General features: G+C 44.7%; 26 protein-coding genes. 20 read left to right on the top strand and 6 right to left on the bottom strand.

Annotation, left to right across the window (positions count from 1 at the left end; genetic code table 11):
* Window positions 1–358: 358 nt before the first annotated feature.
* On the top strand, window positions 359–1531 hold the full coding sequence (locus tag CEF21_RS17320) for an MFS transporter (protein ID WP_123918544.1): 1173 nt from the start codon (window positions 359–361) through the stop codon (window positions 1529–1531).
* A gap of 600 nt (window positions 1532–2131) precedes the next feature.
* The gene (locus CEF21_RS17315) at window positions 2132–3343 is read left to right on the top strand and encodes an MFS transporter (RefSeq protein WP_123918542.1); all 1212 of its coding nucleotides are present in this window, start codon (window positions 2132–2134) and stop codon (window positions 3341–3343) included.
* Here the strand turns inward: CEF21_RS17315 and CEF21_RS17310 are convergent, their stop codons facing one another.
* The gene (locus tag CEF21_RS17310) at window positions 3344–4201 is read right to left on the bottom strand and encodes a helix-turn-helix transcriptional regulator (protein ID WP_123918540.1); all 858 of its coding nucleotides are present in this window, start codon (window positions 4199–4201) and stop codon (window positions 3344–3346) included.
* 178 nt (window positions 4202–4379) lie between these two features.
* Between CEF21_RS17310 and CEF21_RS17305 the strand changes: the two genes are divergently transcribed.
* Both CEF21_RS17305 and CEF21_RS17300 read left to right on the top strand, forming a co-directional pair.
* Entirely contained in the window at window positions 4380–5213 is an 834-nt protein-coding gene (locus CEF21_RS17305; RefSeq protein WP_241156700.1) for a phytanoyl-CoA dioxygenase family protein, read from the top strand.
* A gap of 29 nt (window positions 5214–5242) precedes the next feature.
* Window positions 5243–5998, top strand: coding sequence for a sugar phosphate isomerase/epimerase family protein (locus tag CEF21_RS17300; RefSeq protein WP_241156699.1), 756 nt, complete (start codon window positions 5243–5245; stop codon window positions 5996–5998).
* Between the two features lie 385 nt (window positions 5999–6383).
* Here CEF21_RS17300 and cysK read toward each other — a convergent pair whose 3' ends face one another.
* Window positions 6384–7313 (bottom strand): cysteine synthase A, encoded by a 930-nt coding sequence (cysK, locus tag CEF21_RS17295; RefSeq protein ID WP_123918536.1) that lies wholly within the window; start codon window positions 7311–7313, stop codon window positions 6384–6386.
* A gap of 134 nt (window positions 7314–7447) precedes the next feature.
* Here cysK and thpR point away from each other — a divergent pair, with 134 nt between their 5' ends.
* From thpR to CEF21_RS17265, 6 genes are all read left to right on the top strand, one after another.
* Entirely contained in the window at window positions 7448–8014 is a 567-nt protein-coding gene (gene thpR / locus CEF21_RS17290) for an RNA 2',3'-cyclic phosphodiesterase (RefSeq protein ID WP_123918534.1), read from the top strand.
* A complete protein-coding gene (locus CEF21_RS17285; protein ID WP_123918532.1) occupies window positions 8011–8397 on the top strand; it encodes a CidA/LrgA family protein in 387 nt (128 codons plus the stop codon). The genes thpR and CEF21_RS17285 overlap by 4 nt, the downstream gene beginning before the upstream one ends.
* Window positions 8394–9074 carry an LrgB family protein gene (locus CEF21_RS17280; RefSeq protein WP_241156698.1) on the top strand — a complete coding sequence of 227 codons (681 nt, stop codon included), beginning with the start codon at window positions 8394–8396 and terminating at the stop codon, window positions 9072–9074. Before CEF21_RS17285 ends, CEF21_RS17280 begins: the two co-directional genes overlap by 4 nt.
* Window positions 9075–9086: 12 nt before the next feature.
* Complete coding sequence (locus CEF21_RS17275) at window positions 9087–10028, top strand: NERD domain-containing protein (RefSeq protein WP_123918530.1); 942 nt, start codon at window positions 9087–9089, stop codon at window positions 10026–10028.
* Between the two features lie 131 nt (window positions 10029–10159).
* A complete protein-coding gene (gene pulA, locus CEF21_RS17270) occupies window positions 10160–12304 on the top strand; it encodes a type I pullulanase (protein ID WP_123918528.1) in 2145 nt (714 codons plus the stop codon).
* Window positions 12305–12553: 249 nt separating this feature from the next.
* On the top strand, window positions 12554–13360 hold the full coding sequence (locus CEF21_RS17265) for a phosphotransferase family protein (RefSeq protein ID WP_123918526.1): 807 nt from the start codon (window positions 12554–12556) through the stop codon (window positions 13358–13360).
* A 1-nt stretch (window position 13361) separates the two neighbouring features.
* On the opposite strand, the gene CEF21_RS17260 is transcribed toward CEF21_RS17265, so the two are convergent.
* Window positions 13362–13640 (bottom strand): YtzH-like family protein, encoded by a 279-nt coding sequence (locus CEF21_RS17260; protein ID WP_123918524.1) that lies wholly within the window; start codon window positions 13638–13640, stop codon window positions 13362–13364.
* Window positions 13641–13830: 190 nt separating this feature from the next.
* Here CEF21_RS17260 and trmB point away from each other — a divergent pair, with 190 nt between their 5' ends.
* Complete coding sequence (trmB, locus tag CEF21_RS17255) at window positions 13831–14475, top strand: tRNA (guanosine(46)-N7)-methyltransferase TrmB (RefSeq protein ID WP_123918522.1); 645 nt, start codon at window positions 13831–13833, stop codon at window positions 14473–14475.
* Here trmB and CEF21_RS21745 read toward each other — a convergent pair.
* Window positions 14463–14585 (bottom strand): hypothetical protein, encoded by a 123-nt coding sequence (locus CEF21_RS21745; protein WP_277423912.1) that lies wholly within the window; start codon window positions 14583–14585, stop codon window positions 14463–14465. The genes trmB and CEF21_RS21745 overlap by 13 nt on opposite strands.
* A 39-nt stretch (window positions 14586–14624) precedes the next feature.
* On the opposite strand from CEF21_RS21745, the gene CEF21_RS17250 reads away from it, so the two are divergent.
* A complete protein-coding gene (locus CEF21_RS17250; RefSeq protein WP_123918520.1) occupies window positions 14625–15467 on the top strand; it encodes a YtnP family quorum-quenching lactonase in 843 nt (280 codons plus the stop codon).
* Window positions 15468–15582: 115 nt separating this feature from the next.
* On the opposite strand, the gene CEF21_RS17245 is transcribed toward CEF21_RS17250, so the two are convergent.
* Window positions 15583–15894 (bottom strand): hypothetical protein, encoded by a 312-nt coding sequence (locus CEF21_RS17245; RefSeq protein ID WP_123918518.1) that lies wholly within the window; start codon window positions 15892–15894, stop codon window positions 15583–15585.
* Between the two features lie 109 nt (window positions 15895–16003).
* Between CEF21_RS17245 and CEF21_RS17240 the strand changes: the two genes are divergently transcribed.
* Entirely contained in the window at window positions 16004–17077 is a 1074-nt protein-coding gene (locus CEF21_RS17240; protein ID WP_123918516.1) for a M42 family metallopeptidase, read from the top strand.
* A 24-nt stretch (window positions 17078–17101) separates the two neighbouring features.
* A complete protein-coding gene (locus CEF21_RS17235; RefSeq protein WP_123918514.1) occupies window positions 17102–17632 on the top strand; it encodes a DUF84 family protein in 531 nt (176 codons plus the stop codon).
* A 25-nt stretch (window positions 17633–17657) separates the two neighbouring features.
* Here CEF21_RS17235 and CEF21_RS17230 read toward each other — a convergent pair whose 3' ends face one another.
* A complete protein-coding gene (locus CEF21_RS17230) occupies window positions 17658–18098 on the bottom strand; it encodes a YtoQ family protein (RefSeq protein WP_123918512.1) in 441 nt (146 codons plus the stop codon).
* 205 nt (window positions 18099–18303) lie between these two features.
* Between CEF21_RS17230 and CEF21_RS17225 the strand changes: the two genes are divergently transcribed.
* The 6 genes from CEF21_RS17225 (at window position 18304) to murC (ending at window position 25075) form a co-directional block, all read left to right on the top strand.
* Window positions 18304–18804, top strand: a complete 501-nt coding sequence (locus CEF21_RS17225) for a hypothetical protein (RefSeq protein WP_123918510.1) — start codon at window positions 18304–18306, stop codon at window positions 18802–18804.
* 77 nt (window positions 18805–18881) lie between these two features.
* Window positions 18882–19199, top strand: a complete 318-nt coding sequence (locus CEF21_RS17220) for a thioredoxin family protein (protein ID WP_123918508.1) — start codon at window positions 18882–18884, stop codon at window positions 19197–19199.
* Window positions 19200–19219: 20 nt separating this feature from the next.
* Window positions 19220–20038 carry a DUF1444 domain-containing protein gene (locus CEF21_RS17215; RefSeq protein WP_123918506.1) on the top strand — a complete coding sequence of 273 codons (819 nt, stop codon included), beginning with the start codon at window positions 19220–19222 and terminating at the stop codon, window positions 20036–20038.
* 1 nt (window position 20039) lies between these two features.
* Complete coding sequence (ytpR, locus tag CEF21_RS17210) at window positions 20040–20645, top strand: YtpR family tRNA-binding protein (protein WP_123918504.1); 606 nt, start codon at window positions 20040–20042, stop codon at window positions 20643–20645.
* A 254-nt stretch (window positions 20646–20899) separates the two neighbouring features.
* The gene (locus tag CEF21_RS17205; protein ID WP_123918502.1) at window positions 20900–23467 is read left to right on the top strand and encodes a DNA translocase FtsK; all 2568 of its coding nucleotides are present in this window, start codon (window positions 20900–20902) and stop codon (window positions 23465–23467) included.
* A 309-nt stretch (window positions 23468–23776) separates the two neighbouring features.
* Complete coding sequence (gene murC / locus CEF21_RS17200) at window positions 23777–25075, top strand: UDP-N-acetylmuramate--L-alanine ligase (protein WP_123918500.1); 1299 nt, start codon at window positions 23777–23779, stop codon at window positions 25073–25075.
* Window positions 25076–25307: the final 232 nt, after the last annotated feature.

Genomic DNA, 25307 nt, shown 5'->3' with positions numbered 1-25307 from the left:
GAAGAAGAGGAGGCTGGGACATAACTAAAATTATTGTCCTTAAGCTAAATATTTCTTTTGAGAAAAGCATGCAAAACAATAAAACCGAACGATTACGAAGCTCTATACCGGAGTTTCAAATAATCGTTCGGTTTTTTTATTCGCTATGTTATAGCATGGTGTTGATTTTTTAAACCCTGTTGATTGAAGCGAGCGCCTGCAGCGGAAATCAACAGAGCTTTTTATTAGCCGGAAACCTTATTTGTCCCAGCCTCGTTTTTATATGAATATTCATGGAATTTAGAAGCCGGTATCTCCTTATAAATGGTATAGTTAGAGGAGCTGATTTTAAGTACGATAAAGAAAGAAGGACATTGGATTGGAAGCTTCTCTGGCAAGAAACAAACGCTCAGTAAAATGGAATTTTTATATGTATTATTTTCTTGTATTTTTCGGAATTGGGGCGCTTTCCCCGCTTCTTTCCGTTTATTTAAGGGATGAAATCGGTCTTTCCGGCAGTCAAATCGGAATGGTTCTGTCGATCAGTCCGGTCGTGATGATTCTCATTCAGCCTGTCTGGGGAATTCTGAGCGATGTAACCAAAAAACCTGTTCTCCTTCTCACAGCTGCACTGGCAGTGACAGCTTTGATGGGAGTCGCCTATTCAGCCGTATCCAGCTATACTCTCATCATTGGAGCCGCAGCCGTGCTTGCAATATTTCAGGCAGCCATTATCCCCTTGTCGGACAGCATATCCATTAACTATGTTCAGCAGACAAAAATGGATTACGGTTCAATCAGGCTATGGGGAGCCATTGGATTTGCCGTATCGGTTCTAGCCGTTGGAAAACTGGCGGAAACCACAAGCCTGTCCGTCATTTTTTATACATTTACTCTTGTTATGGGGGCAGGGATGATTTTTGCCTGGCAGCTTCCGAGAGAAAGCAAACCAATCAAGGTGAGCTTTAAAAAAGGGATGAGTGACCTTGTGAAAGCTCCATCCTATTTTATTTTTCTCACAGTCGCTTTTCTGGTCTTAGGGCCGATTCTCGCCAACAATTTTTATTTTGGGATATTTGTAGATGATTTAGGAGGAGGGCTTGCCGGGATTGGACTGGCATTTATGCTTGCTGCTGGAAGCGAGGCCCCCGTTATGAAATTTGCAAACCGCTGGATTGGGAAATTCGGGATGAAAAAGATCCTCCTTCTTGCCGCCATTGTATCAATGGCCAGGTGGTTTTTATATTTCTTCGAACCGCCTCTTGCAATCGTTTACGCCACGACGATTGCACAAGGCTTTTCAACAGGGCTGTTTATTCCGGCCGCCCTTCAGTATGTAAAAGATCTCGCTCCGGTTTCCGCCGGAGCTACGGCAATCAGTCTTTACTCTGCAGTAGGGAATGGCCTCGGCAATTGGTTTTGCACTTTTCTTGGCGGTTTTATTTTGGAAGCGTACTCTGTCTTTTCCGTCTATCTATTCTTTGGCATATTATCCCTGCTAGCCGTTATCCTGCTGCTGTTTGTGAAACAGGAGCCGGGCTCTGTATCTTGAATCAAGTCATTTCTTTAACAGAAAGCCTGGTTAAACTTGGCTGTTGAATGCAGCTATCAGGCGTTCGCTCTTCGCTGGGCGGGCGGTGAGCTTCCAGCTGCTGACGAAGGAATGGTGAACTCACGGCTTTATTTAACCAACAAATGAAAACAGGGAAACGCTTAGAATGCGTCTCCCTTTTTTTATAGCTCGGTTCACTTCGGCAGGAGATGAGCCTCCTCGCCTCTTGGCGCCTGCGTGGTCTCACCTGTGCCGCTGCTCTAAGCAGGAATGTCGCGCCTTCCGCTCCAGATGTTAAAAATCACCATCATCCTCAGAGCTTTTTACATAGATGATGTTTTTCAGACTGCACCTTTGATTTTTATAGAATAAACAAATCATTACCGAAACAAAAAAATGATGATTTGAGCGGAGAAAAGCTAATTCTTTGTTAAAAATGGCATTTGGATATTGCGGGGCAATCTGCGAAATAAACAGAGAAGCGCCTATTACAAAAGGGAAGAAACCCTGCGGCTGTGAGTAATATTTTTTGAGAGCCCGGGGCTGTCGCTAATGGCCAATGGTTCGATTAAGAGATAAAGTGAGGGAGGTTTTATAGACATGGCAACATTCTTTTTACTGATTATCTATTTAGCGTTTATCAGCTTAGGACTGCCGGATTCCATTCTTGGTGCAGCCTGGCCTGTCATGCAGGGAGATTTGGGTGAACCAATGGACCGGGCCGGGCTGCTTTTCATGACGATTGCAGCAGGAACGATCGTATCCAGTCTTGCAAGCGGCAAAATCCTTAACCGGTTTGGTACCGGTCCCGTCACTTTCGTCAGCTGCCTGATGACAGCTGGAGGCCTTTTGGGTTTTTCCATTGCCCCTTCACTGATTTGGCTGATGGTCTGCGCTATTCCGCTTGGCCTTGGGGCGGGAGCGATTGATACCGGCTTGAACAATTATGTGGCCGTTCATTATAAAGCGCACCATATGAGCTGGCTGCATTGTTTTTGGGGCGTAGGAGCAACGCTCGGTCCGATTATTATGGCACAGTCCATTTCTGCGGATCATTCATGGAGAAACGGATATCTCATGATTGCCTTGATACAGCTTGCTTTAGCGGCCGTTCTATTTTTTACTCTTCCTTTATGGAAACGGGCCGCCGATAAGAGTGAGTCTGCAGATCGAGCAGAAGGGGAAACGGAACAGCCGACCGGAGAACAGGTCAAGGCTTATAAAATAAAAGGGGTTTATCTTGCTCTGCTGTCTTTCCTGTTTTATTGCGGAGCTGAGGCTGCAATGGGATTGTGGGGAAGCAGCTTTCTTGTCAATATGAAGGGACTGCCGGCCGCAACTGCTGCCCAATGGGTTTCCCTTTACTATGGAGGAATTACGATCGGGCGGTTTATTACAGGCTTTATCACCTTAAAGGTAAGCAACCGGGTACTGATTTTAGCTGGACAGGGTGTTGCGTTAGCAGGAGCAGCGCTGCTGATGCTTCCGCTGCCGGCAGGCTATGCACTCGCTGGATTTGTTTTGACAGGTCTTGGATTGGCGCCGATTTTCCCTTGCATGATGCATGAAACCCCGGTCCATTTCGGGAAGGCGCACTCTCAGAATATAGTAGGCTATCAAATGGCCTTTGCCTTTACAGGTAATACCTTTCTGCCTCCGCTGCTGGGAATGGTCTCAGCGCATACGACCATTGGAATCTTCCCGCTGTTTATCGTCGCTGCGATTGCTGCAATGATGTTCAGCTCTGAAAGATTAAACCGAATAATGAAGGAAAAAAGGAAATGGAAGGAAGGGAACGAGGCAGCCCTTTAGTTATCTGGCCTCTTTCTTCCTGAACTCTCCGGGGGTACAGCCGAGCTGTTCTTTAAATTTGCTGTGAAAATAAGATACGCTTTTATAGCCGCAGGCATCAGAGATAAACGAAACAGATAAGTCCGTTTGCAATAATAGTTCTTTCGCTTTAAACAATCGTTTCACTCCCAGATAGGCGGGGAGTGTCAAGCCGGTTACCCGCCTGAAAATCCGGCTGAAATGTTCGGGACTGACTAGAGCCTGCTCAGCAAGAGCAGGCAGAGTGAGTTCATGATCTGTATAATGCAAGTCAATATACAATAATACCTCCTGCATCCATACTTCACTTTTTGACAGCTTTCTGAATGGTTCCGGAACGACCGGCTGCTGTCTGGCAATCAGCAGGAGAATCCCTTTAAGATGAATGAGAAGAGCATGCCGGTATCCTGTTTCTTTCTTTTCAAGCTCCGTATGCATACGCATTAAATATTCTGTGTGCTCTCTTATGTGTTCAGCTGGAAGAAGATAATGATATTCTTTTTGGGAGAAGGGAGACAGAAAAGAAAAGAAGTCACCAAGCTCCATGGATTGTATAAGTGCAGGGTGGAATAAAATCACGTTGCAAAGAAAAGGATTCCTCTTAGAAGGATTCGGATGATGAATGACATTTCCCGGTATAAGGAAAAGGTCATTTTTTTTCATTGGAAAAAACTCTTTATCGATAAAAAAGGTACCTTGTCCGTCGAGGACAAATACGATTTCATACCAATCGTGAAAATGGGATAAACGCGGCTCCTGCTCCGGATTTCCTCTTAAGTGGTGAAAATATACAAAAGGAAACAGCGGATCGAAGCTGTGCGACTCTCTAACGGCATCCATAGATACATCATCCTTTCCAGGTTGGGTGTCATTATACTAGTGTAAAACAAGAGACAATCAAAAACATCAAGAAAACGCACATCCACGCGCAATAATAAAGAACTTCACCCATTCATCATGCCTTATGATGACATTAACAGGCATAACGGTCTGTAAAATGATGAAATGGGGGATTGTTTTGAAAAACCAATTGGAAACGCTTCCGGACCTAACCGGAGATTACAAACTTACTCAGAATCAAATTCAGGAATACCAGGATAAAGGACATATTTGTCTGCGGGGAGCTGCCTCACAGGAAGAAATGAAAGCCTATCGTGATGTAATTTATCAAAGTACGATTGAGCATACTGAAAAGCTTGCGCCTTTATCTGAAAGGGATACGTACGGCAAAGCCTTTATACAGGTTATGAATCTCTGGGAGCAATCAGAGGATGTTAAGAAGTTTGTCATGGCGCGCAGGTTTGCCAAAATCGCAGCCGATCTGCTTGGTGTTGACGGGGTCCGGATTTATCATGACCAGGCATTGTTTAAAGAGCCGGGCGGCGGACATACTCCATGGCATCAAGATCAGACATACTGGCCGATTGACACGAATAAAACGATTACCATGTGGATGCCGCTCGTGGATGTATCAGATGAAATGGGTTCTATGTCGTTCGCCTCGGAATCCCATAAACGCGGATACATCAGCAAGCTTGGAATCTCGGACGAGTCTCATCGGACGCTTGGCGATTATATTGAGGCAGAGGGCTTAGAAACAGTGACGTACGGTGGAATGAACGCAGGCGATGCTACCTTCCATTATGGATGGACACTTCACAGTGCGCCTGGCAATCCAACGGACCGTACAAGAGAAGTTATGACCATAATTTATATGGCTGATGGTACGACGGTTTCGGAAATTGATCATGAAGCAAGGGAAAATGATTTAAAGCAGTGGATGCCTGGATTGAAAACAGGCGATTTAGTAGATAGCCCGCTGAACCCCCTTGTTTACTCCAAGTCAAAATGAAGTTGAAAAAAATCAAATCTCTGTGGGGGATGAATGGTTCGCTCAGCCAGCAGTTCAAAGCTGTCTCAGAGGCAGGTTACAGCGGGATTGAATCCCCCCTGCCTCCTCCAGGACAGCAAAGGGAGTTTAGGGAACTGCTTCAGGAGCATCAGCTTGATTACGTTGCTCAAATTTTTGCAGAGGATCTAAGTCAATTTGAAAAGCAGGTCACAGATGCAATGGAGTTTCAGCCGCTCTTAATCAATGCTCAAAGTGCGAAGGATGATATGACATATGAAGACCAGCTGGTTTTTTTTACGAAGGCTGTCCAAATTGAAAAACAGGCACAAATTCTGATTGGACATGAAACACACCGGGGGAGAGCTATGTTCACCCCTTGGACGACAGAGCGGCTGCTTAAGGATGTAGAAGACTTAAGCATAACGGCGGATTTCAGTCATTGGGCATGTGTGTGTGAGTCATTGCTCGAGAACCAAACGGAGCGGCTAAAGCTCGCCATTCAAAGAACGGTCCATATCCATACGCGGGTGGGTTTCAGTCAGGGCCCGCAAATACCTGATCCAAGAGCACCGGAATATAAGAAAGAGCTTGACCTCCATGCGGGATGGTGGAGGAAGATTGCGGAAATACACCGACAAAGAGAAGCACGATTCTTAAGCTTTACGCCTGAATACGGCCCTCCAGGTTACATGCATACCGTGCCCTTCACGCAGGAGCCATTGGCTGATTTATGGGATGTCTGTCTGTGGATGGGGAATTTTGTGGAAGAACGCTTGAAGATCTAAACAGGCGAAGGGGCTGTCCAGTAAGCCACATTAAAAACTTCCAGCCTTTTTATCTCGTTTTATTTGGCTGGTTTCCGCTCCAGGCAGCCTTTCTCATCCTTGAGCACAGGCTATGAGAAGCCTGCTCCGTGACTGTGGGGTCTCAGCTGTCCCGCTAATTCCATCGGAGTCAGCCACCTTCCGCTCCAATCAGCCTATACCAGGATTGTTCAAAAAACCAAAACCCCCTGATGCTCAGACACGATGCGATCAGGGGGTTTTGAGTTCAATCATTTTCTCTCTTCAGGACTTTTCACGCACCTCGTTTGCCAGCAGCGCAGGCTGGGGTAAGAAAAGAAAAAGAGCCTGGTGCATGGGTCTGTAGTCTGGCATCTTTCATGCCCGATTACAAAGAAAATAAATCAGTCGACAAGTACCGTTCCCCCGTATCGCAGGCGATGCATACAACGGTATCCTCGGGGCTAAGCCGTTTTGCTACCTCGATTGCCGCGAAACATGCTGCACCGGATGAGGGCCCGACAAGAATCCCTTCTTCTTTCGCCAGTCTTCTCGCTGTCGTGTAGGCCTCTTCGTCCTCGATACGGAAAATTTCATCATAAACGTCTTCATTCAATATGGATGGAATGAACCCCGGACTTGTTCCGACAAGTTTATGCTTGCCCGGCTTTCCGCCGGATAGAACAGGAGAACCGGCAGGCTCTACTACATGAACAGTAAGGTCCTTCAGCTGTTTTTTCAGCTCCTCTCCCGTTCCTGTAATGGTCCCCCCTGTTCCTGATGTCGCGACAAATGCACTTAGCTTCATGCCGGCTTCCTTCATGGCTTCCAGAATTTCAACCGCGGTGGTCGTTCTGTGCGCATCCGGATTCGCCGCATTATCAAATTGCATGGGCATATAGCTGTTTTCAATTTGCTCAGTAAGTTCCTGTGCTTTTTTAATGGCCCCGGGCATTTTTTCATCTCCGGGAGTTAGAACAACCTCTGCCCCATATGCTTTTAACAGGTTAATCCGTTCCTGGGACATCGTGTCAGGCATAACCAATATTGCTTTATATCCGCGGGCTGCCGCGTTCATGGCCAGTCCAATCCCGGTATTGCCGCTAGTCGGTTCAATGATGGTCGACTTTTCATTCAGCAAGCCGTTTTTTTCCGCTTCGCAGATCATTTGAAAAGCTGCACGGTCCTTTACGCTTTTGCTTGGATTGAAGAATTCGAGCTTCAGATAAATTTGTGCTCCGCCTTCCGGTGCAAGACGGTTCAGCTTAACGAGAGGCGTTCTCCCGATTAAATCTGCCATATTATTTGCCACGTCCATATGTTATTCCTCCAGACACTATTTAAAGATATCATATCAAAAATAATCATCCTTTACCTAGTCTTTGGATTGTGTAACCCGTCCATTCATTTGTTAGAATAGTTCATAAGAGTTTATAGCAAAGAGGGTATAAGATGGGTATACATTACTTTCTAGCTGTCCGGATTCCGGTCCGGCAGTCAGAAGCCATTCACCATTTCATCCGCGGGAAGGACCGGTTATCGTTCAAGCGGTGGGTTCACCCGCTTGATTACCATATTACACTGGCCTTTCTTGGAGAACCGCCTGAAGATTCGCATCTGATTCATTTAATGGGAGCTTTAGCCGATAAAATAGAAGGGAAGTTCCCGCCGTTTTCTCTGGAATTTGAAAGCATCCATACATTCGGTCATCAGGATTCCCCAAGAATTTTATGGCTCGGGGTACAGGCATCCGATGCTTTAGCGGATTTAAGGGAACAAATCTATTCCCAATGTATAAAAAATGGGTTCAAGCTCGATTCCAAACCGTTCGTTCCCCATATTACTCTGGCAAGAAAATGGGACAGCAAAGCTCCTTATACAGGCGTGCAGGCAGGGGATGGGTTAAAAATTCCCCCGTTTGAAGCAGCTTCCTTTGAATTGCTTCAAACACATCCAGAAAGAACCCCCAAGTATGAAACGGTTCGTTCCTTTCAGCTGATGAAAGCGGGTTCCAAATGAAATATTCAACCATCGCCTTGCAGACTGCGGTTCTTTTTGGGTTTAGCCTGGCTGGCATGCTGATTCAAAAGCTCACACACCTCAAAGTACCCGGCAGTATTATCGGAATGATCTTGCTTTTCGCCCTTTTAAGAGCAGGGTGGGTGAAAACGGAATGGATCAGGGAAGGAAGTTCGTTTCTGCTGAAGAATTTAACTCTTTTGTTTGTGCCTGGTACGGTCGGGCTTATTCAATATCTTCACCTTTTTGAAGGAAAAGGCATTTTAAGCTTGGCAGCTGCTCTCATAAGCACCTTTTTAGTCATGTCCCTCTCCTCATGGGGGACGGAGCAGCTTCTTGAAAGAAAAGCAGCAAAACACGGGGAAGAGGGGACCGAAATATGATGACGGCCCTTGTATCCTTTGCAGGTACTATTCTCTGTTTCAAGTTACTGCAAAAATTGCACAGTCGGTTTCCGAGCCCTTTTCTGCTTCCTATCTTAACAAGCACAGCCATGCTGATCATCGTGCTGCTGCTGACAGGAACCTCCTACCAGTCCTATATGAAGGGCGGATCCTATATAAGCATGTTTCTCGGTCCGGCAGTGACAGCACTTGCATTTCCGCTGCATGAACAATGGGACCGATTAAAACAGCATATCCTGCTGCTCGCAGGTGCCTGTCTTGCAGGTACACTGATGGGTCTGTTCAGCGGGATGTATATGGCCATTTTATTCGGGATGAATCCTGAAATCGTCCGATCCCTTCTTCCAAAATCGGTGACTGCTCCGGTTGCAATGGATATTGCATCCCTCATTCATGGAATCCCGGCACTCGCCGCTGTTTATGTAATGGCAGCCGGAATATCAGGATCCATGTTTGGACCATATGTGATGAAAAAACTTAAAATCCGGCACGCTATGGCCGTTGGAATAGGTTTCGGAGCCGCATCCCACGGAGTCGGAACAGCGAAAGCGCTGGAATACGGAGAAGAGGCAGGAGCTGTCAGTTCCGCTGCCATGACGTTCAGTGCTATTTTTGCTTCGCTGCTGTGCCCGCAGATTGCATCCATACTTTTATAAAGGAGACCAATGATGGGTCAGCTAATAAAATTGAAAGATTACATATCCAGATATGAAACAGATCCCTATCATTATACAAGTCAGTTTATCCGGTTAAAAAAACATCAATGGGACCGGCTCAATAAAGCTTGGGAAGAAAGAAAATTTGATCCTTTTATCGTCAGGCTTCCCGATCAGGCCGAAAAAGAGACGAAGGTTCCTTTTTGGGGGAAGTGGACCCTGCAAAAGAATAAAACCGAAGAAGATAGTCCGTCTTATCCGGACATTGAGATCGCTGAGGATAGCCCTGACTTGATGTTTACCCATGTTCCTTCATCCAATGATGAATTGAAGCATGAATTCCTGGATAAAATTTACCGCTTTCAGCTCAAATGGGCAAGTTCGACAATCAGGGAGCAATCAGACTTTGACCGCCGGTATTTTTACGATGAAAGCCTCCAGTTTTTCTTGAAACGGCTTCCAGATCATAATATGTACATGCATGACGCGGTATTTGAATTAAAAAATGCCACCGTTGAAACCGGCCCTGTTCTTATTACTCCGACTGGAATTCAATGCATCGCCTGGATTCCGGGTAAAAAAGAGGATATACTGACTGCCTCCCATGACCGGTTCTGGACGATTAAAAGAGGCAGGGATTCGATGAAGATATTGAATCCCTTATTAGCGTTAAATCGGACTTCTACTATTGTGAATGGGATTTTGGAGAAAAAAGAGATTGATTTCCCCGTCACGAAAAACTTGATCTTTCAAAACGGCTATATCGATTTTCAAAATGAACCTTACAATCTGGGTATAATCGATAAAAGAGGTTTCAGTGAATGGTTTACCAAAATGAGAAATTTTTCTTCTCCCATTAAACACGATCAGCTGAGGTCGGTAAAAGCACTTCTCACACACACTCATACCCGATCCCGAATCCGGAGCGGCTGGGAGGAAGACGGCGGGAATTAAGGGAAGTCCTCTCACAAGAAGGACGTCTGCACATAAAATAAATTATAGATCCGGTAATTTATGGAGAGACTGAACAATTGCAGGCATTCATTCAATTCAATTTTTTATCGTTTCTCCGGGGGGGAAGAGCAATGACAAGTGTAAACAGCCCATTTGATGCTTACTTAGATGATCTTCATACCATTACCATTTTGCTGCCGATTGAGAGGAAGCATTCTTTTAATAAATCGTTTCACGTGACAGATGATGAGGGGAATCAGTCTCCTCTATCCATGTCGGATTGTTATGAAATTGAGAACTTTGTAAAATGCATATGCCATTCAAGCATTCAGCTCAAAGCCGGAAAACGGCAGACAATTACCGATTCCAGCGGACTTTCTGCTGAGCTTATGATGGGTGCGGTGATCCGTACACCGGAATTTGATGAATTGTACAGCTATGAAGACGAACTTGGAGCACGGTTCAGCGAAAACAGTATTTATATAAACGTATGGGCTCCTACGGCAGTGGAGGTAAAGCTGATTTTGGCCGATCCTGCCGGAAAAGCTGAAGAATGGGCCATGAACCAGGAAGACAAGGGCGTTTGGAGTGTGTCGGCCGGGATGGACCATTACGGGGAATTTTACCGCTTCAAAGCTCTGATCAATTCAAATTGGAGAGAGGCAGTTGATCCATACGCTAAAGCCGTATCTAAAAATGGAGAATGGGGTGTGCTGCTGAATCCTGCTGATGCGCAAGTGGACAAAATTCCGGCTCCGCCTTTAAATCAAGTTACGGATGCGATTATTTATGAATTGCATGTCCGGGATTTCTCCATTCATGAAAACAGCGGGATGCAAGCAAAAGGAAAGTTCAAAGCGTTTACTGAAAACCATACTTCTACAGCAAAAGGATATTCATCCGGAATGGCCTACCTGAAAAGTCTTGGAGTGACCCATGTAGAACTGCTGCCGGTTTATGATTTTGAAGGAGTGGCGGAAGGGGAAGAAAATGGAGGCTACAATTGGGGCTATAATCCGGTGCACTTTAACGCACCTGAGGGAAGCTATTCAACTGACCCGGATCATCCGCTTGCCCGTATCAGGGAATTAAAAGAAGCCATTCAGGCCCTCCATGCAAATGGATTGAAAATGATTATGGACGGTGTCTATAATCATGTATACGATATGAACCGGTCGTCCTTTGAAAAGCTCGTTCCCGGCTATTATTTCAGGATGGATGAATATGGATACCCCTCAAATGGAACCGGAGTGGGCAACGATTTTGCATCAGAAAGAAGAATGGCAAGAAAGTATATCCTCGATTCTGTCAGGTATTGGATGGAAGAATACGATGTGGACGGGATCCGCTTTGATTTAATGGGAATTCTCGATTTGGACACGATGAGGAAGGTAAGAACCGAAGCGGCTCTCATTAAAGAAGATGCTATTCTTCTCGGAGAGGGCTGGGATTTATCAACTCCTCTGGGAGCAGACCGAAAAACGACGATTATTAACGCGAAAAAAATTCCGGGTGTTGCATTTTTCAATGACCGTTTCCGCGATATGGTGAAAGGAAGCACATTCCTTCATGGAGACAGAGGATTTTCTATGGGTGATGAAGGCAAAAAGGATGAAACCTTATCTGTTATAAAAGGGATTGTTCAATATAGCCAGGATTCTGTGAAATGGCTCGAGGATCCGTCTCAATCCGTCAATTATGTAGAATCACATGATAACCATACGTATTGGGATAAACTGAAAATAGCGGTTCCGGGAGCTTCGGATGAAAAGCTTCGCCAGTATCAGAAACTCGCATCCTCCATGGTCATTCTATCTCAGGGGATTCCTTTTCTGCATGCCGGACAGGAGTTCTACAGGACAAAACAAGGATGCGAAAACAGCTATAATCAAAGTGATGAAATCAATCAGCTTGACTGGAATTTAAGAGAAGCGCATGAACAGGATATTCAGGAAATAAGACGGCTTATTGCCCTGCGGAAATCGCACGGTGCATTCAGATTGGGCAGCAAGGAAAAAGCAGAGCGTCATTTTCATACCCTTCCTTCACCGCCGTACGCCATTTTTTATCATTTGAAAGATGTGAAGGAGTATGGAACCTGGTCGGATATCGCGGTTATTCATCAGGCTTGGGAAATGGAAGCGGAATTTGCCCTGCCTGATGAGGATGAGTGGGCAATTGCTTATGAGCCGGGAGATCAAGGCGGAAATTGTTACCTTGAAAAAGGAAAAGTAACCCTTAAAAAGATAGGAACGTATGTATTGTTTAAGTCCTAGGCCTTAGTTTTTCTTGACGGGAAATACCAGTAAACGATAAAATTTAAAAGGACGGCTATTGGAAGTTGCTTTGCGATTGCCTCAATTAGCGGTCTTTTTGCTTTTCTTCTATGAAATAATCGGTATTTAAATATAACGAATGGCTGAGGGGATGCACTAGTCTGGATTATGAATGGTCCATCTTCCTTTGCTTTATCATCTGTTTATATAAGAGTAAGAAAGATAAAAATCTTAACATGAAATGATGGGTTGACATTGAATCAAATTTGGCTGGAACATCTGCTCGGACAAGAGTGGGAGCTTTCTCCTGCAGGAGGGGCTACGGGAGAAGCTTATTATGCCCGAAATGGGGAACAGAAGCTTTTCTTAAAACGTAATAGTTCGCCATTTCTTGCCGTTCTCTCAGCAGAAGGAATTGTTCCAAAGCTGGTTTGGACAAGAAGAATGGAAAACGGCGATGTTATAACGGCACAGCACTGGCTGGATGGCCGCGAATTAAAGCCTGCAGACATGGATGGTGATCATGTAGCGGCGCTATTACATAAGATCCATCACTCAAAAGAGCTTCTGGATATGCTGAAAAGGCTGGAAAAGCAGCCGTTGACACCATCTTCCATTCTCGAAGGGATCCGCGACACACTTGAATTCGAAAAGTTCTTTTTGCCTGATATAGAAGAAGCACTCCAATATTTGGAGGAACGCTTGCCGGATGTCGAGGTGGAAGAAAAGGTTGTATGCCATTGTGATTTAAATCATAATAACTGGCTGCTCTCGGAGAACGGCCAGCTTTATCTGATTGATTGGGATGGTGCTGTTATTGCGGACCCTGCCATAGACTTGGGAAATCTTCTCTATTCCTATATGGAGGAAAGCCGCTGGAGCGATTGGCTTTCCCAGTATGGTCTTGAACTGACAGAGCATCTACGTCTGCGGATGTACTGGTATGTCCTGGCACAAACTATCGTTTCGCTCATGTGGAATCGTTCCAAGAATCATATTAAGGAAATGCATCAGGCGATTGAAAATCTGTCCCTGCTGCTTGCGCGTAAAATCTAGCTCAGGAAAAGGAATCGATATCCTGAATCCATTGGGTAAGATTTTGCTGCTGAGATGTAATATGCTGATTCAATTCCGGAGCGGATAGGCCTTTATGGCTGTAATCATAAATGTTTTGCAGCACATTTTTAACATTTTGATTTACTTCTGCATTTACCATTAAGGATTTAATCAGCCTTTCAATCTGTTCGCATTCAGCCGCTGTTCCGCAGCAATCAGCCTGATGTTCGGACAAGATATCTCTGAGCAAAGTAACCTGGTGATGATAATCAAGAGGCATCGGGCATCTTCCTTTCATGTTTTTCCATATCTAATAACATGTTCAACTGTCTCTTTTTTATGTAACGCTCCGGCATGCAGAAGCTGCCGGATTTTGTCTGTTAAAGAAGCGCCAGGCCATTGTCTTATCAAGCGGGACATGCTAATTTTAAACGGGTAAATTTTAATAAAAAATAGTATGAGGTGTTTGTATGCGAGTAAGAAATAAACCGTGGGCCAGTGACTTTATCGCTGAAAACCGCCACATTGCCATCGCACAGCCATCTGAGCTGAAAGGGAAATGGAATGAGTTTTTTGGAAATTCCAATCCCATCCATATAGAAGTAGGGACTGGAAAAGGGCAATTTCTTTCTGGTATGGCAAAAGCCAATCCGGATATAAATTATGTGGGCGTAGAACTTTTTGAAAGTGTGATGGTGATCGCGGTACAGAAGGTACTTGAAGCCGGGGTGGACAACCTTAAATTGCTGAATGTAGACGCCGCTGACTTAACCGAAATTTTTGACGATGGAGAAGTCAGCCGGGTGTACTTGAATTTTTCAGACCCATGGCCGAAGAAGCGTCATGAAAAGCGGCGACTGACCTACAAGACTTTTTTGAGTCTGTATGAACGTCTGCTGAAAAAAGGCGGAGACATTCATTTCAAAACGGATAATCAAGGATTGTTTGAATTTTCGCTGAGAAGCTTCTCCGAATACGGACTTCTTCTTACGTATGTCAGTCTAGATCTGCATGAGAGCGATTTTGAAGGCAACATCATGACAGAATATGAAGAAAAATTCTCCAATAAAGGTCAAAGAATATACCGCTGTGAAGCGAAATATCAAAACGATTGAAGAGCAAGAACCTGATCATACTCCGCTTCCATCCAGAAGAAGCAGGCAGATGGATCAGGTTCTTTTTTTTGATGAACAGGAATGTTTGCCCCTTTGATTTTCAGAATCATCAAAATCCTGTTAAAATGGATAAAGGGAGGGGTTATTCAATGGAAGAACTGAAAATCGGTCAAATGAAACTTACCTGGCTAAACGGCGGAGTTACTCATCTTGATGGGGGCGCCATGTTTGGGGTTGTGCCTAAGGCTCTTTGGTCTAAAAAATATCCTGTTAATGAGCGGAACCAGATTGAGCTCAGGACGGATCCCATTCTGATTCAGGCAAACGGAAAAAAATTTCTTGTTGAATCTGGAATCGGGAGAGGCAGGCTGACCGAAAAACAGCTCAAAAACTATGGGGTATCAGAGGAGTCAAAGCTTGAGGAGTCTCTTCAAAGTTTAGGAATTGCTCCGGCAGAGATTGATTTCGTCCTGCTCACGCATATGCACTTTGATCATATTACAGGATTAACGAGGGATATAGACGGTCAACTGCATTCTGTATTTCCCAATGCGAGGATTATTACAAGTGACGTTGAATGGGATGAAATGAGAAATCCGAACATCCGGTCTAAAAATACATATTGGAAAGAAAATTGGAAAGCGATTGAACAGCAAGTGGAACCGTTCCGGGAAAAAATTGAAATCATTCCGGGTATTACGATGATTCACACAGGCGGACACAGCAGCGGACATTGTATTCTGCTCCTGGAGGACCAGGGAGAGACTGCCGTGCATATGGCGGATTTAATGCCGACCCATGCCCATGACAATGTTCTTTGGGTACTGGCCTATGATGATTATCCGATGACGTCCATAGAGCAGAAAGAAAAGTGGCTGAGCTTCGCAGCTGAAAAAGAAGCTTGGATGACGTTTTATCATGATGCGAAATACAGGGCAATCAAATGGAATGCTTCTAAGGAAACCGTGAACACTGTAAATAGAGTAAAATAAAAGAAACAGAAGGCTGCCTTCTGTTTCTTTTAAAGGATTGGCTATGTTAAAGCAATTTGTTGATTTTTAACATCTGCAGCGGAAATCAACAGCCAAGTTTAACAGAGCTAAAGGATTAGGATACTTGGTTGACTTCAAGAAGAAGGCCGGTTTCTGCATGAACAATGGCTTCAAACTGTTCAAGGGAGCCTTCGATGGTTCTCGTAATTCCGGTTTTATACACTTTGTGATTCGATTCATGGATAGGATAATCTTCAGGAACTGTATAGATCCAGGAACCTTCAATCGGCCCCTTCTTCTTAAATTCCTGTTTAACGAGCTGGAGTGCTTTATCGGACGAAATAAATGGTGATTTGAGCTGGTCTCGTAAAAGGTACGCTGCTGCGAAGCCTATTCCGATCCCTGCGAGTAACCCTTTGCATTTCATGACTATCTGCCTCCTTCAGCTTTTTCTATCTTAGTATACCGAAGTTATGAGGGCTTGTTAAGCAGAGCGATTACATAATCATACAAAATTCGAAAAGAGGTTGTTAAAAATGAATCAGGAAACAATGGATCTTTTTAAAACGCTGACTGAACTGCCGGGTGCACCGGGCAGCGAGCATCAAGTAAGGAAATTTATGAGAAGCCAGCTTGAGCTATACTCCGATGAGGTAGTACAGGACCGGCTTGGCGGAATTTTCGGAGTCAAGAAAGGCAATCCGGACGGTCCGGTAATCATGGCTGCCGGCCATATGGATGAGACCGGATTTATGGTCACGTCGATTACGAAAAACGGCATGATTCGCTTCCAGCCGCTTGGAGGCTGGTGGAACCAAGTCCTTCTTGCACAGCGAGTCCTTATTTATACGGATAATGGTCCGGTTCCCGGAGTGATTGGATCCATTCCCCCACACCTTCTTAGTGAAGAACAGCGCAATAAACCGATGGAGATTAAAAATATGCTGATCGATATTGGGGCAGACAGCCTGGAGGATGCAAAAGGAATCGGAATTAAACCGGGCCAGCAGGTTATACCGGATAGTTCTTTTACACCTCTCGCCAATTCTAAGAAAATTATGGCGAAGGCGTGGGACAACCGCTATGGGTGCGGATTATCCATTGAACTGCTGAAAGAGCTGAAGGATGAAAAGACAGAGAATATTCTATACTCCGGTGCGACTGTTCAGGAAGAAGTAGGTCTTCGCGGAGCGCAGGCTGCGGCAAACATGATTAAACCGGATTTGTTTTTTGCAATGGATGCAAGTCCGGCAAATGATATGACAGGGGATCAAAAGGAGTTTGGCCACTTAGGGAAGGGAACCCTCCTGCGTATTCTGGACAGGTCAATGGTTACACACCGCGGCATGAGAGAGTTCGTTCTGGATATGGCTGAAACACACAAGATTCCTTATCAGTATTTTGTTTCACAGGGAGGTACGGATGCCGGGCGTGTTCATACATCCAATGAAGGCGTTCCGTCTGCTGTTATCGGAATATGTTCAAGATACATTCATACCCATGCATCCATCGTACATGTGGATGATTATGCGGCTGCAAAAGAACTGCTCGTGAAACTTGTAAAAGCATGCGACAAATCAACCGTCGAATCGATTAAAGCCAACTCTTAATTTCTTAGATCTGGAGGATACGGAATGATTGTAAGTATCGGAACAACGAATCCTGCTAAAGTAAAGGCAGTTAAAAAGGCCTTCGGAGAAATAGATATCATCAAAGAGTTCAGAGAAGTGAATGTTCCCTCCGGCGTTTCCAGCCAGCCTTTTTCAGATGAGGAGACTATGAAAGGTGCGATAAACAGGGCAGAAGCTTCCTTGAAGCAAACAGGCGCTGATATTGGAATCGGTCTTGAAGGAGGGGTAGTAGAAACCTCATCCGGATTTTTTCTTTGCAATTGGGGAGCATTAGCAGATGGGAAGCGGTCTCCGATAGTTGCGGGAGGCGCCAGAATTCAGCTTCCTCTTGAAATAGGCGCAGAGCTTGTTAAAGGCAGGGAGCTAAGTGAAGTAATGGATGAGTTTGCGGATCGTTCAGAGGTTGGAAAGAACGAAGGGGCGATGGGGATTTTTACGAATGGGACGGTCGACCGGACGGAAATGTTTTCCCATGTTGTCAAACTTCTTACAGGAAGGTATCAGTACGAAAAAAGCAGACGTTCTCTTTCATAGAGAGCGGTCTGCTTTTTTCTATTCCTTATTCCTTGTCGTATACGTAAGAAAGAACCTGGATGGCTTGTCCGACACTTTCTACCGTCACGCTTGCTTTGCTTGAAAGCTCCTTAAGAGGGTGGTGCAATTCCTTTGGTCTGATAAGGATTAAAGGCTTCCCCAATTCAATCGCTGCACTTGCGTCCATGGCCGTATTCCATTGTTTATACGATTCCCCGAAGAGGGAAATGACCAAATCTGCTTTCTTTAAAAGAAGAGTCGTTCTTAAATTGTTGATTCGGGATGCAGCTTCGTCCTTTGCGATAGGATCAGGCTGTATTCCTAAAATCTCCTCCCCTATTGCATCGGATCGTTCATGATTTTCCATTGGACCTGTGAAGGTGATGGGCAAATGTGCCGCCCTTTCTTTTAATTCTGTTCTCCAGCTGCTGTGAATTTCCCCTGCGAGATAAACCGTAAGATTCATTCTTCTCACCCTCCTCAAAATGTGACTCTTCTTCCCTTCTTACCCCTGGTGTTCATCGAAAAAACCGGAAACAGAAAGATTTACCCTTAAATTGGGAATAGTACAAAAGCGGGATCGTTGTTTAGGGTACAGCCGTATTAACATACACAAAGCTTGAAAGTCTTAAAAATTAAAAAAAATCCAGGATCAATGGGAGGACGAAAGGATGAAAATATGGAGTGGCTTCTTCACTTTTGCTTTAATTCTGATTCTTGCCGGGTGCGGGGGGATTTCTGAAAAGGAGATGAAAACCCAGGCAAGGCAGAATGCAGCCAAAAGTTTTGAGGCGAAGCCGGAAAAACCGAATGAAAAAATGGAGAGCGGATCCTTTTATATGCCCAGCGGGTTCAGCATCTCTTCAAAAAAGAAAAATAATGCCATTCTAAAGAAAAATCAAAATGAATTTTTGCTTTTTATAAATACGAAAGAAAGAAAAGACAGCAAAGAGTCCTACCGGCTGCTGAAAAAGGAATACAAGAACAGGCTGGTTGACCAAACGTTTGAAGAGGGCGGAGAATTCGGCTACCTCCTCCTATATAAATTGAAGAAGAACGAATATGAAATCACTTGCGGAGTCGGCGGCAATAAATTAACCTCCATCTTGAAGAGAGAAGCAGTGCCGGCTGCAGCAAGCGAAATGATGAAGGTGCTTAAATCCATCCGATGAAACATGCAGATGGATTTAAGCCTCTTTTTTCTGGTATGATGCAATTATGTGAAATCTAGAAATCGGAGGAACCACTAATGGAAAAATTACAATCAATGGACCAATATCAAGAAATCATAAACGGAGAGCATACCGTGCTGATGTTTTCAGCAGACTGGTGCCCTGACTGCCGCTTCATCGATCCTTTTCTTCCAGATCTGGAAAAAGAAAACGAAGCGGTGACCTTTTACTATGTTGACCGTGATAAATTTATCGATTTATGTGCAGATTTGAATGTCTTTGGAATTCCAAGCTTTGTCGGCTTTCATAAAGGTCAGGAAACAGGCCGGTTTGTAAGCAAGGACCGTAAAACAAAAGAAGAAATCCAGGAATTCCTGAACTCAATTCAATCATAACTGAAGGGAGGGAAACGCGGATGAAGCCCAGAAAAATTTCGCAGATATTAGAAGAACGCATGAGCGGACATGACTGGAATTTTCACTATGACCGTGAAAAGGAAACATTTAGAATTGAAGATCCACTTTCAAAAAAAGGGATTACAATCGGATTAAATGAAATTGCCGCCCGCTATGAAACAAGTAAAGAACAGGCAATAGACGAGGTTGTTTACCATGCAGAAGAGGCCCTTCTTGCCATGAAAAAAGAAGGGACTCTGGATGGAAAAGAAAAGGCGGTTTTTCCGGTCATCCGCTCTACCTCATTTCCTGAAAAGACAAGTGAGGACATCCCTCTGATTTTTGATGAGCATACGGCGGAAACGCGGATTTTCTATGCTCTTGATATGGGGAAAACATACCGCCTGATCGATCAGGCGATGATGGAAAAAGAGGGGTGGACAAAAAAGAGGATTAAAGAGACCGCTCTTTTTAATCTGAGATCGCTGCCTGCATCTTTTAAAGAGGATCGGGTTGCCGGAAATGTTTTTTATTTTTTCAGAGCCAATGACGGATATGATGCAAGCCGGGTGCTGAATGAGTCCCTGCTGGAATCGTTTAAAGAGCGGATTTCTGGTACAATGGCGTTGGCCCTGCCTCATCAGGACGTATTAATTATTGCAGATGTTCAGAATGAGACCGGATACGATATACTCGCCCAAATGACAATGAGTTTCTTTGCGAGCGGCCGGGTTCCCGTCACAGCTCTCTCTTTCTTATATGAAGAGGGTGAACTGGAGCCGATTTTTATTTTAGGCAAAAATAGAGCAAATACACCGAAGGACGGAAAGGAAGAATAGAATGAACGTTTTTTACAACCGCGAAGGCGTAGGCGACACACTTCTTGTTTTTATTAAAGATATTCCTCTCGAAAACAGGACATTTGAACGGAAACAGGATGCCGTAAAAATTTATGATGCAGAAACACATGAGCTTGCAGGCTACAATTTATTCAACGCATCCAAATACATAGCTGCTGAAGGAACAGGCCCTGTAGAGCTGACAGAGGCGGTAGTTGAAGATATTAACAAGGGTTTGTCTCAAAATGGGTTTGAAGAGCGTCTCGAAGTAGATTTCTCACCAAAATTTGTTGTAGGGCATATTCTTTCCAAAGAGAAGCACCCGAACGCAGATAAGCTGAATATATGCAAAGTAAACACAGGGACCGAGGTTCTTCAAATCGTCTGCGGCGCACCAAATGTAGAAGCGGGGCAAAACGTCGTTGTTGCAAAAGTTGGTGCTGTTATGCCAAGCGGAATGATGATCAAACATGCCGAGCTGAGAGGCGTTGCATCCAGCGGCATGATCTGTTCTGCACGTGAATTGGATCTGCCGGATGCGCCTCAGGAAAAAGGAATTCTCGTTCTTGAAGAAAACCGCACACCGGGAGAAGCATTTTTTCAATAAAATCATCCATAGAATCACGCTAAGACCCACTAAAAACAGCAAAATTCACCGTAAATTATGATAAGATAAAAGTCACTAGAAAGGTTCTAGTGGCTTTTTGCTATGATAAGCGGAGAGTGCTCCCGTGCGCCCTGCCGAATTTACCAGGTTTGATGATCTCCTTCATGGAGCTTGATGTTAGAAAAAATAAGTGTGTCTGTGGATTCTGCTTCTAATTGATGAAAACAACAAGATGCTGAAAGAGTGATAATGAAATGAGCTGGATGTCAAAATTCAAACAATTTCTTTTTGGTGAAACAGAAGAAATCGTAGAAATCGTAGAATATGTAAGAGTGGATGATAACGAGAAAGTAGAAGAAATCAAGCCTGAGAGAAAGGGCAATGAAACGAAAATGCCGGCTCCGAATGTCCGGGCGTCCGGTAATCAGTTTGAAGCGAAAATTGCCTACCAGTATCCAGAAGGGAAATTCCGGTTTCCGGCCATACCGGATGAAAGAAAACGGCAGCCCAGGCAACAAAGAGAGCGTTCTGCCAGCCGTGCAGAGGAAACACCTAAAGCGGCCGGGAATCACATACGCAAGCCTTCTCCGCCGAAGCCGGGCATACCCCGTAAAATTGAACCGGATCCCTCTGTGCCGAAAAAACCATTTCAGCCGACTGCTATTCCTTCTCCCATTTATGGTTTCCGGCAAAGGTCGGAGATGGAATCTCTTCCTTATAAAATAAGGGAAAAAACAATCGCTGAAAGCAGGAAATATGAAGAAGAAACCCTTAGAAAACTGTCTATGCACAGTTCTTCTTTTTACAAAAAGAGAGCAGCGGAGGCGGCACAGAAACAAGCAGCTTCAGATAAAGAGGAATTTTTTGCGAAAGGAACCAATCCTATTGCAGATGTTCCGCCTGCTGTTCGAACGGAAGACAGTCAATGGAAGCCATCCGTTACCTTCAGCATGGATACTGAGCGGCAAAAAAATCAAGAGCCCATTGCTATGCTAGATCTTGAGCAGGACTCGGAGGATCTAGTAAAGTCGGAGGATCTATTAAAAAATGAAGACTCTCCCCAGCATAACGAGTCTAGCGAAGAATCTTTCGAGCCCGTATTCATGGAGGAAGCCGCAGGCATTGAATTGCCGGAAGAAACCGCAGGCATTGAATTGCCGCCAGAGGAACCTTTTTACGAGTCCGTGTACACAGAAGAAACGGGACGTGACAGGGAGGCAGCGATGGAGGAAACCGAGGCGGAGCTTACTTCAGATCCTGCTGCAGAGGAAATCCCAGTTTCTGCTGAACCGGAACATAAAGCGCCGGTGACAGATAAGCCGAAACCGTCGAATGTCCCGTACAATGTCCTGATGCTCAATCGGGATCGCAATCGGATGAAGGAACATGTCCGGGAAGGATCCTACCATTTTCCTCCTATCCATTTGCTCAGTATTCCGCCAAAAGAAGCCTCCGATGACCGGGAGTGGCTGGAATCACAGAGAGAGCTTCTGGACAATACATTAAAGAATTTTAATGTCAGAGCCAGGGTGGTTCATGTGACGCAGGGCCCTTCTGTAACAAGATTTGAGGTACAGCCTGAGCCCGGTGTAAAAGTAAACAAGATTACCAATTTATCAGATGATATTAAGTTAAGTCTATCAGCTAAAGATATTCGAATTGAAGCACCAATTCCAGGAAAAAATGCGATTGGAATTGAGGTGCCGAATCTTCAAAGCAAAACGGTTTCTTTGAGGGAAATCATAAGGAGCCAGGAATTTAAGAACAACCCATCTCCGCTTACGGTAGCGCTTGGCCTCGACATCTCAGGCCAGCCCATCGTAACGGACTTGAAAAAAATGCCGCATGGTCTTATAGCAGGGGCAACGGGATCCGGTAAAAGTGTATGCATCAATTCCATGCTGATCAGCCTTTTATATAAAGCCGCTCCCCATGAAGTGAAGATGCTGCTGATCGATCCGAAGATGGTTGAACTGGCTCCCTATAACCGGATTCCTCATCTGGTCAGTCCGGTCATTACAGATGCTAAAGCAGCAACCGGAGCCCTCAAATGGGCGGTGGAAGAGATGGAGAGGCGATATGAATTGTTCGCCCATTCCGGAGTGAGAGACATTAACCGGTATAACGAGCTTGTCAAAACGCATAAGCAGGGAGAGCATCTTCCATATTTAGTTATAGTCATCGACGAACTTGCCGATCTCATGATGGTGGCTCCTGGTGAGGTAGAAGAAGCAATTTGCCGGATTGCACAGAAAGCGCGTGCGTGCGGCATCCATTTAATTGTAGCGACACAGAGACCTTCTGTTGACGTCATTACCGGTCTTATTAAAGCAAACATTCCGACGAGAATTGCTTTTTCGGTTTCCTCTCAAGTCGATTCGAGAACGATTCTTGATGTCGGGGGAGCTGAGAAGCTTCTCGGAAGAGGCGATATGCTTTTCCTTGAGAACGGTACGTCCAAGCATCTGAGGGTGCAGGGTAACTTTGTTTCAGATGAAGAAATGGAGCAGGTTGTGGCACATGTGAAAAGACAGATGGACCCTGTTTACTTGTTTAATCAGGAAGAGTTTTTGAAAAAATCTACCATTCAGGCTGAAGAAGATGACTTGTTTGCAGAAGCGTGCGAGTTTGTTGTGACCCAAAACGGGGCCTCAACCTCCAGCCTTCAGCGCCGCTTTCGAATCGGGTATAACCGTGCTGCACGTTTGATCGATATGATGGAAGAGCAGGGAATTATATCTGAGGCCAAGGGAAGCAGACCGAGAGATGTTTTGATATCTGAAGATGATCTGTTGAACATACAGGAAAGCAATCTCCTTTAACCGGGCAGCCAGAACAGTCAATCGATGTTCCTCAAGTAAATTGACACTGTATAAAAAGAGGCTTATAGTAATTAAGGTTACTCTAAACGTAGAAGAATAAAAAATATAAGAAGATAAAACATGCCCCTCCCGGATCAGGAGAGTTAATCCAGATGGACGGAGCGGTTGCAAATTTAGATGAACGTCATATACTGTATAACAAAAATCAAGGGCAGCTGCCTGCACGGCCAACTGAGACCGCGCTGGCTTTACGATGGCGGCTGCTCCTGCCAACCATACAGATAGATCGACGTTGCTGGAGGTTCAATTATGACTGTTTATCATTTTGTTGGAATTAAAGGAACAGGAATGAGTGCTTTGGCACAGATTCTCCATGATATGGGGTACACGGTTCAAGGTTCCGATATCGACAAAACGATTTTTACTCAAAAAGCTCTTGAAGACAGAGGGATCACGATCCTTCCTTTTGATAAAGAAAATATTAAACCAGGGCTTACTGTAATAGCGGGAAATGCTTTTCCTGATACGCATGCGGAGATCGCAGAAGCGATTCAGCAGGATGTGCCGGTTATTCGCTATCACCGCTTCCTGGGTGAATTTATGAATCAGTACACAAGCGTCGGGATTACAGGAGTTCATGGGAAAACTTCAACAACCGGATTGCTGTCCCACGTTATTCAGGGTGCGGAGCCGACCTCTTACCTTATTGGAGACGGAACAGGAAAAGGCTTGCCTGACAGCAAATATTTTATTTTTGAATCATGCGAATACCGCAGGCATTTCCTTTCTTACTATCCGGACTATGCCATTATGACAAACATCGATTTCGATCATCCTGACTATTTTGCTAATATAGAAGACGTGTTTGATGCCTTCCAAAACATGGCGCTCCAAGTGAAAAAAGGCATTATCGCCTGGGGAGACGATGAGCATTTACAGCAGATTCAGGCAAAAGTGCCGGTTGTTTACTACGGTTTTGGGGAACAAAACGATTTTCAGGCACGGAATGTAGTCAAAAGCACAGATGGAACAAGCTTTGATGTTTTTGTAAGAAACACATTCTACAGCTCCTTTAAAATCACGGGATTCGGTGATCACAGTGTACTTAATGCTCTATCCGTCATTGCTCTATGCCACTATGAAGAAGTAAATGTGGAAATTATACAAGAGCGCTTGATGACCTTTGAAGGCGTAAAGCGCCGTTTTAACGAGAAAAAAATCGGCAGCCAAGTCCTGATCGATGATTACGCTCATCACCCGACTGAGATTAAAGTGACGATTGAAGCCGCAAGACAAAAATATCCTGACCGTGAAGTAGTCGCGGTTTTTCAGCCTCATACATTTACCCGCACCCAATCCTTTATGGATGAATTTGCGGAAAGTCTGAAAAAAGCTGACTATGTTTACTTATGTGATATTTTTGGCTCGGCCAGAGAAAATGCCGGTAAACTGAGCATCAATGATTTGATTGCAAAAATTGACCATTCCTCCTTAATAGAAGAAGCAGACATGGATGTTTTGAAAAAACATGAGAATGGTGTACTTGTATTTATGGGAGCCGGAGATATTCAAAAGTACCAGCGTGCATATGAGAGCACGGTAAAATAATAGAGTGGATCTCTAAATCTTTTTCAGATGAAATAGCGAAATGGGAAAACCCCCGGTATGCTTTGTTTCGAAGCATACCGGGGGTTTCTTTGTTAACTTGGTCCGCCCGGAAGATATAGGCTTACGCTGACAGAATCAGCCTGCATAAACTGATCTGGACACTTTGGCTCAAAGCGTGAAATTCCAAGTTCCCATACTCTTTCTTTCGGCAGGCCGACATTGGGCTTTTGCT

The organism is Bacillus sp. FJAT-42376, from assembly GCF_003816055.1.
Taxonomy (GTDB): Bacteria; Bacillota; Bacilli; order Bacillales; family Bacillaceae; genus Metabacillus_B.
This window is presented reverse-complemented; position numbering and strand designations above follow the sequence as displayed.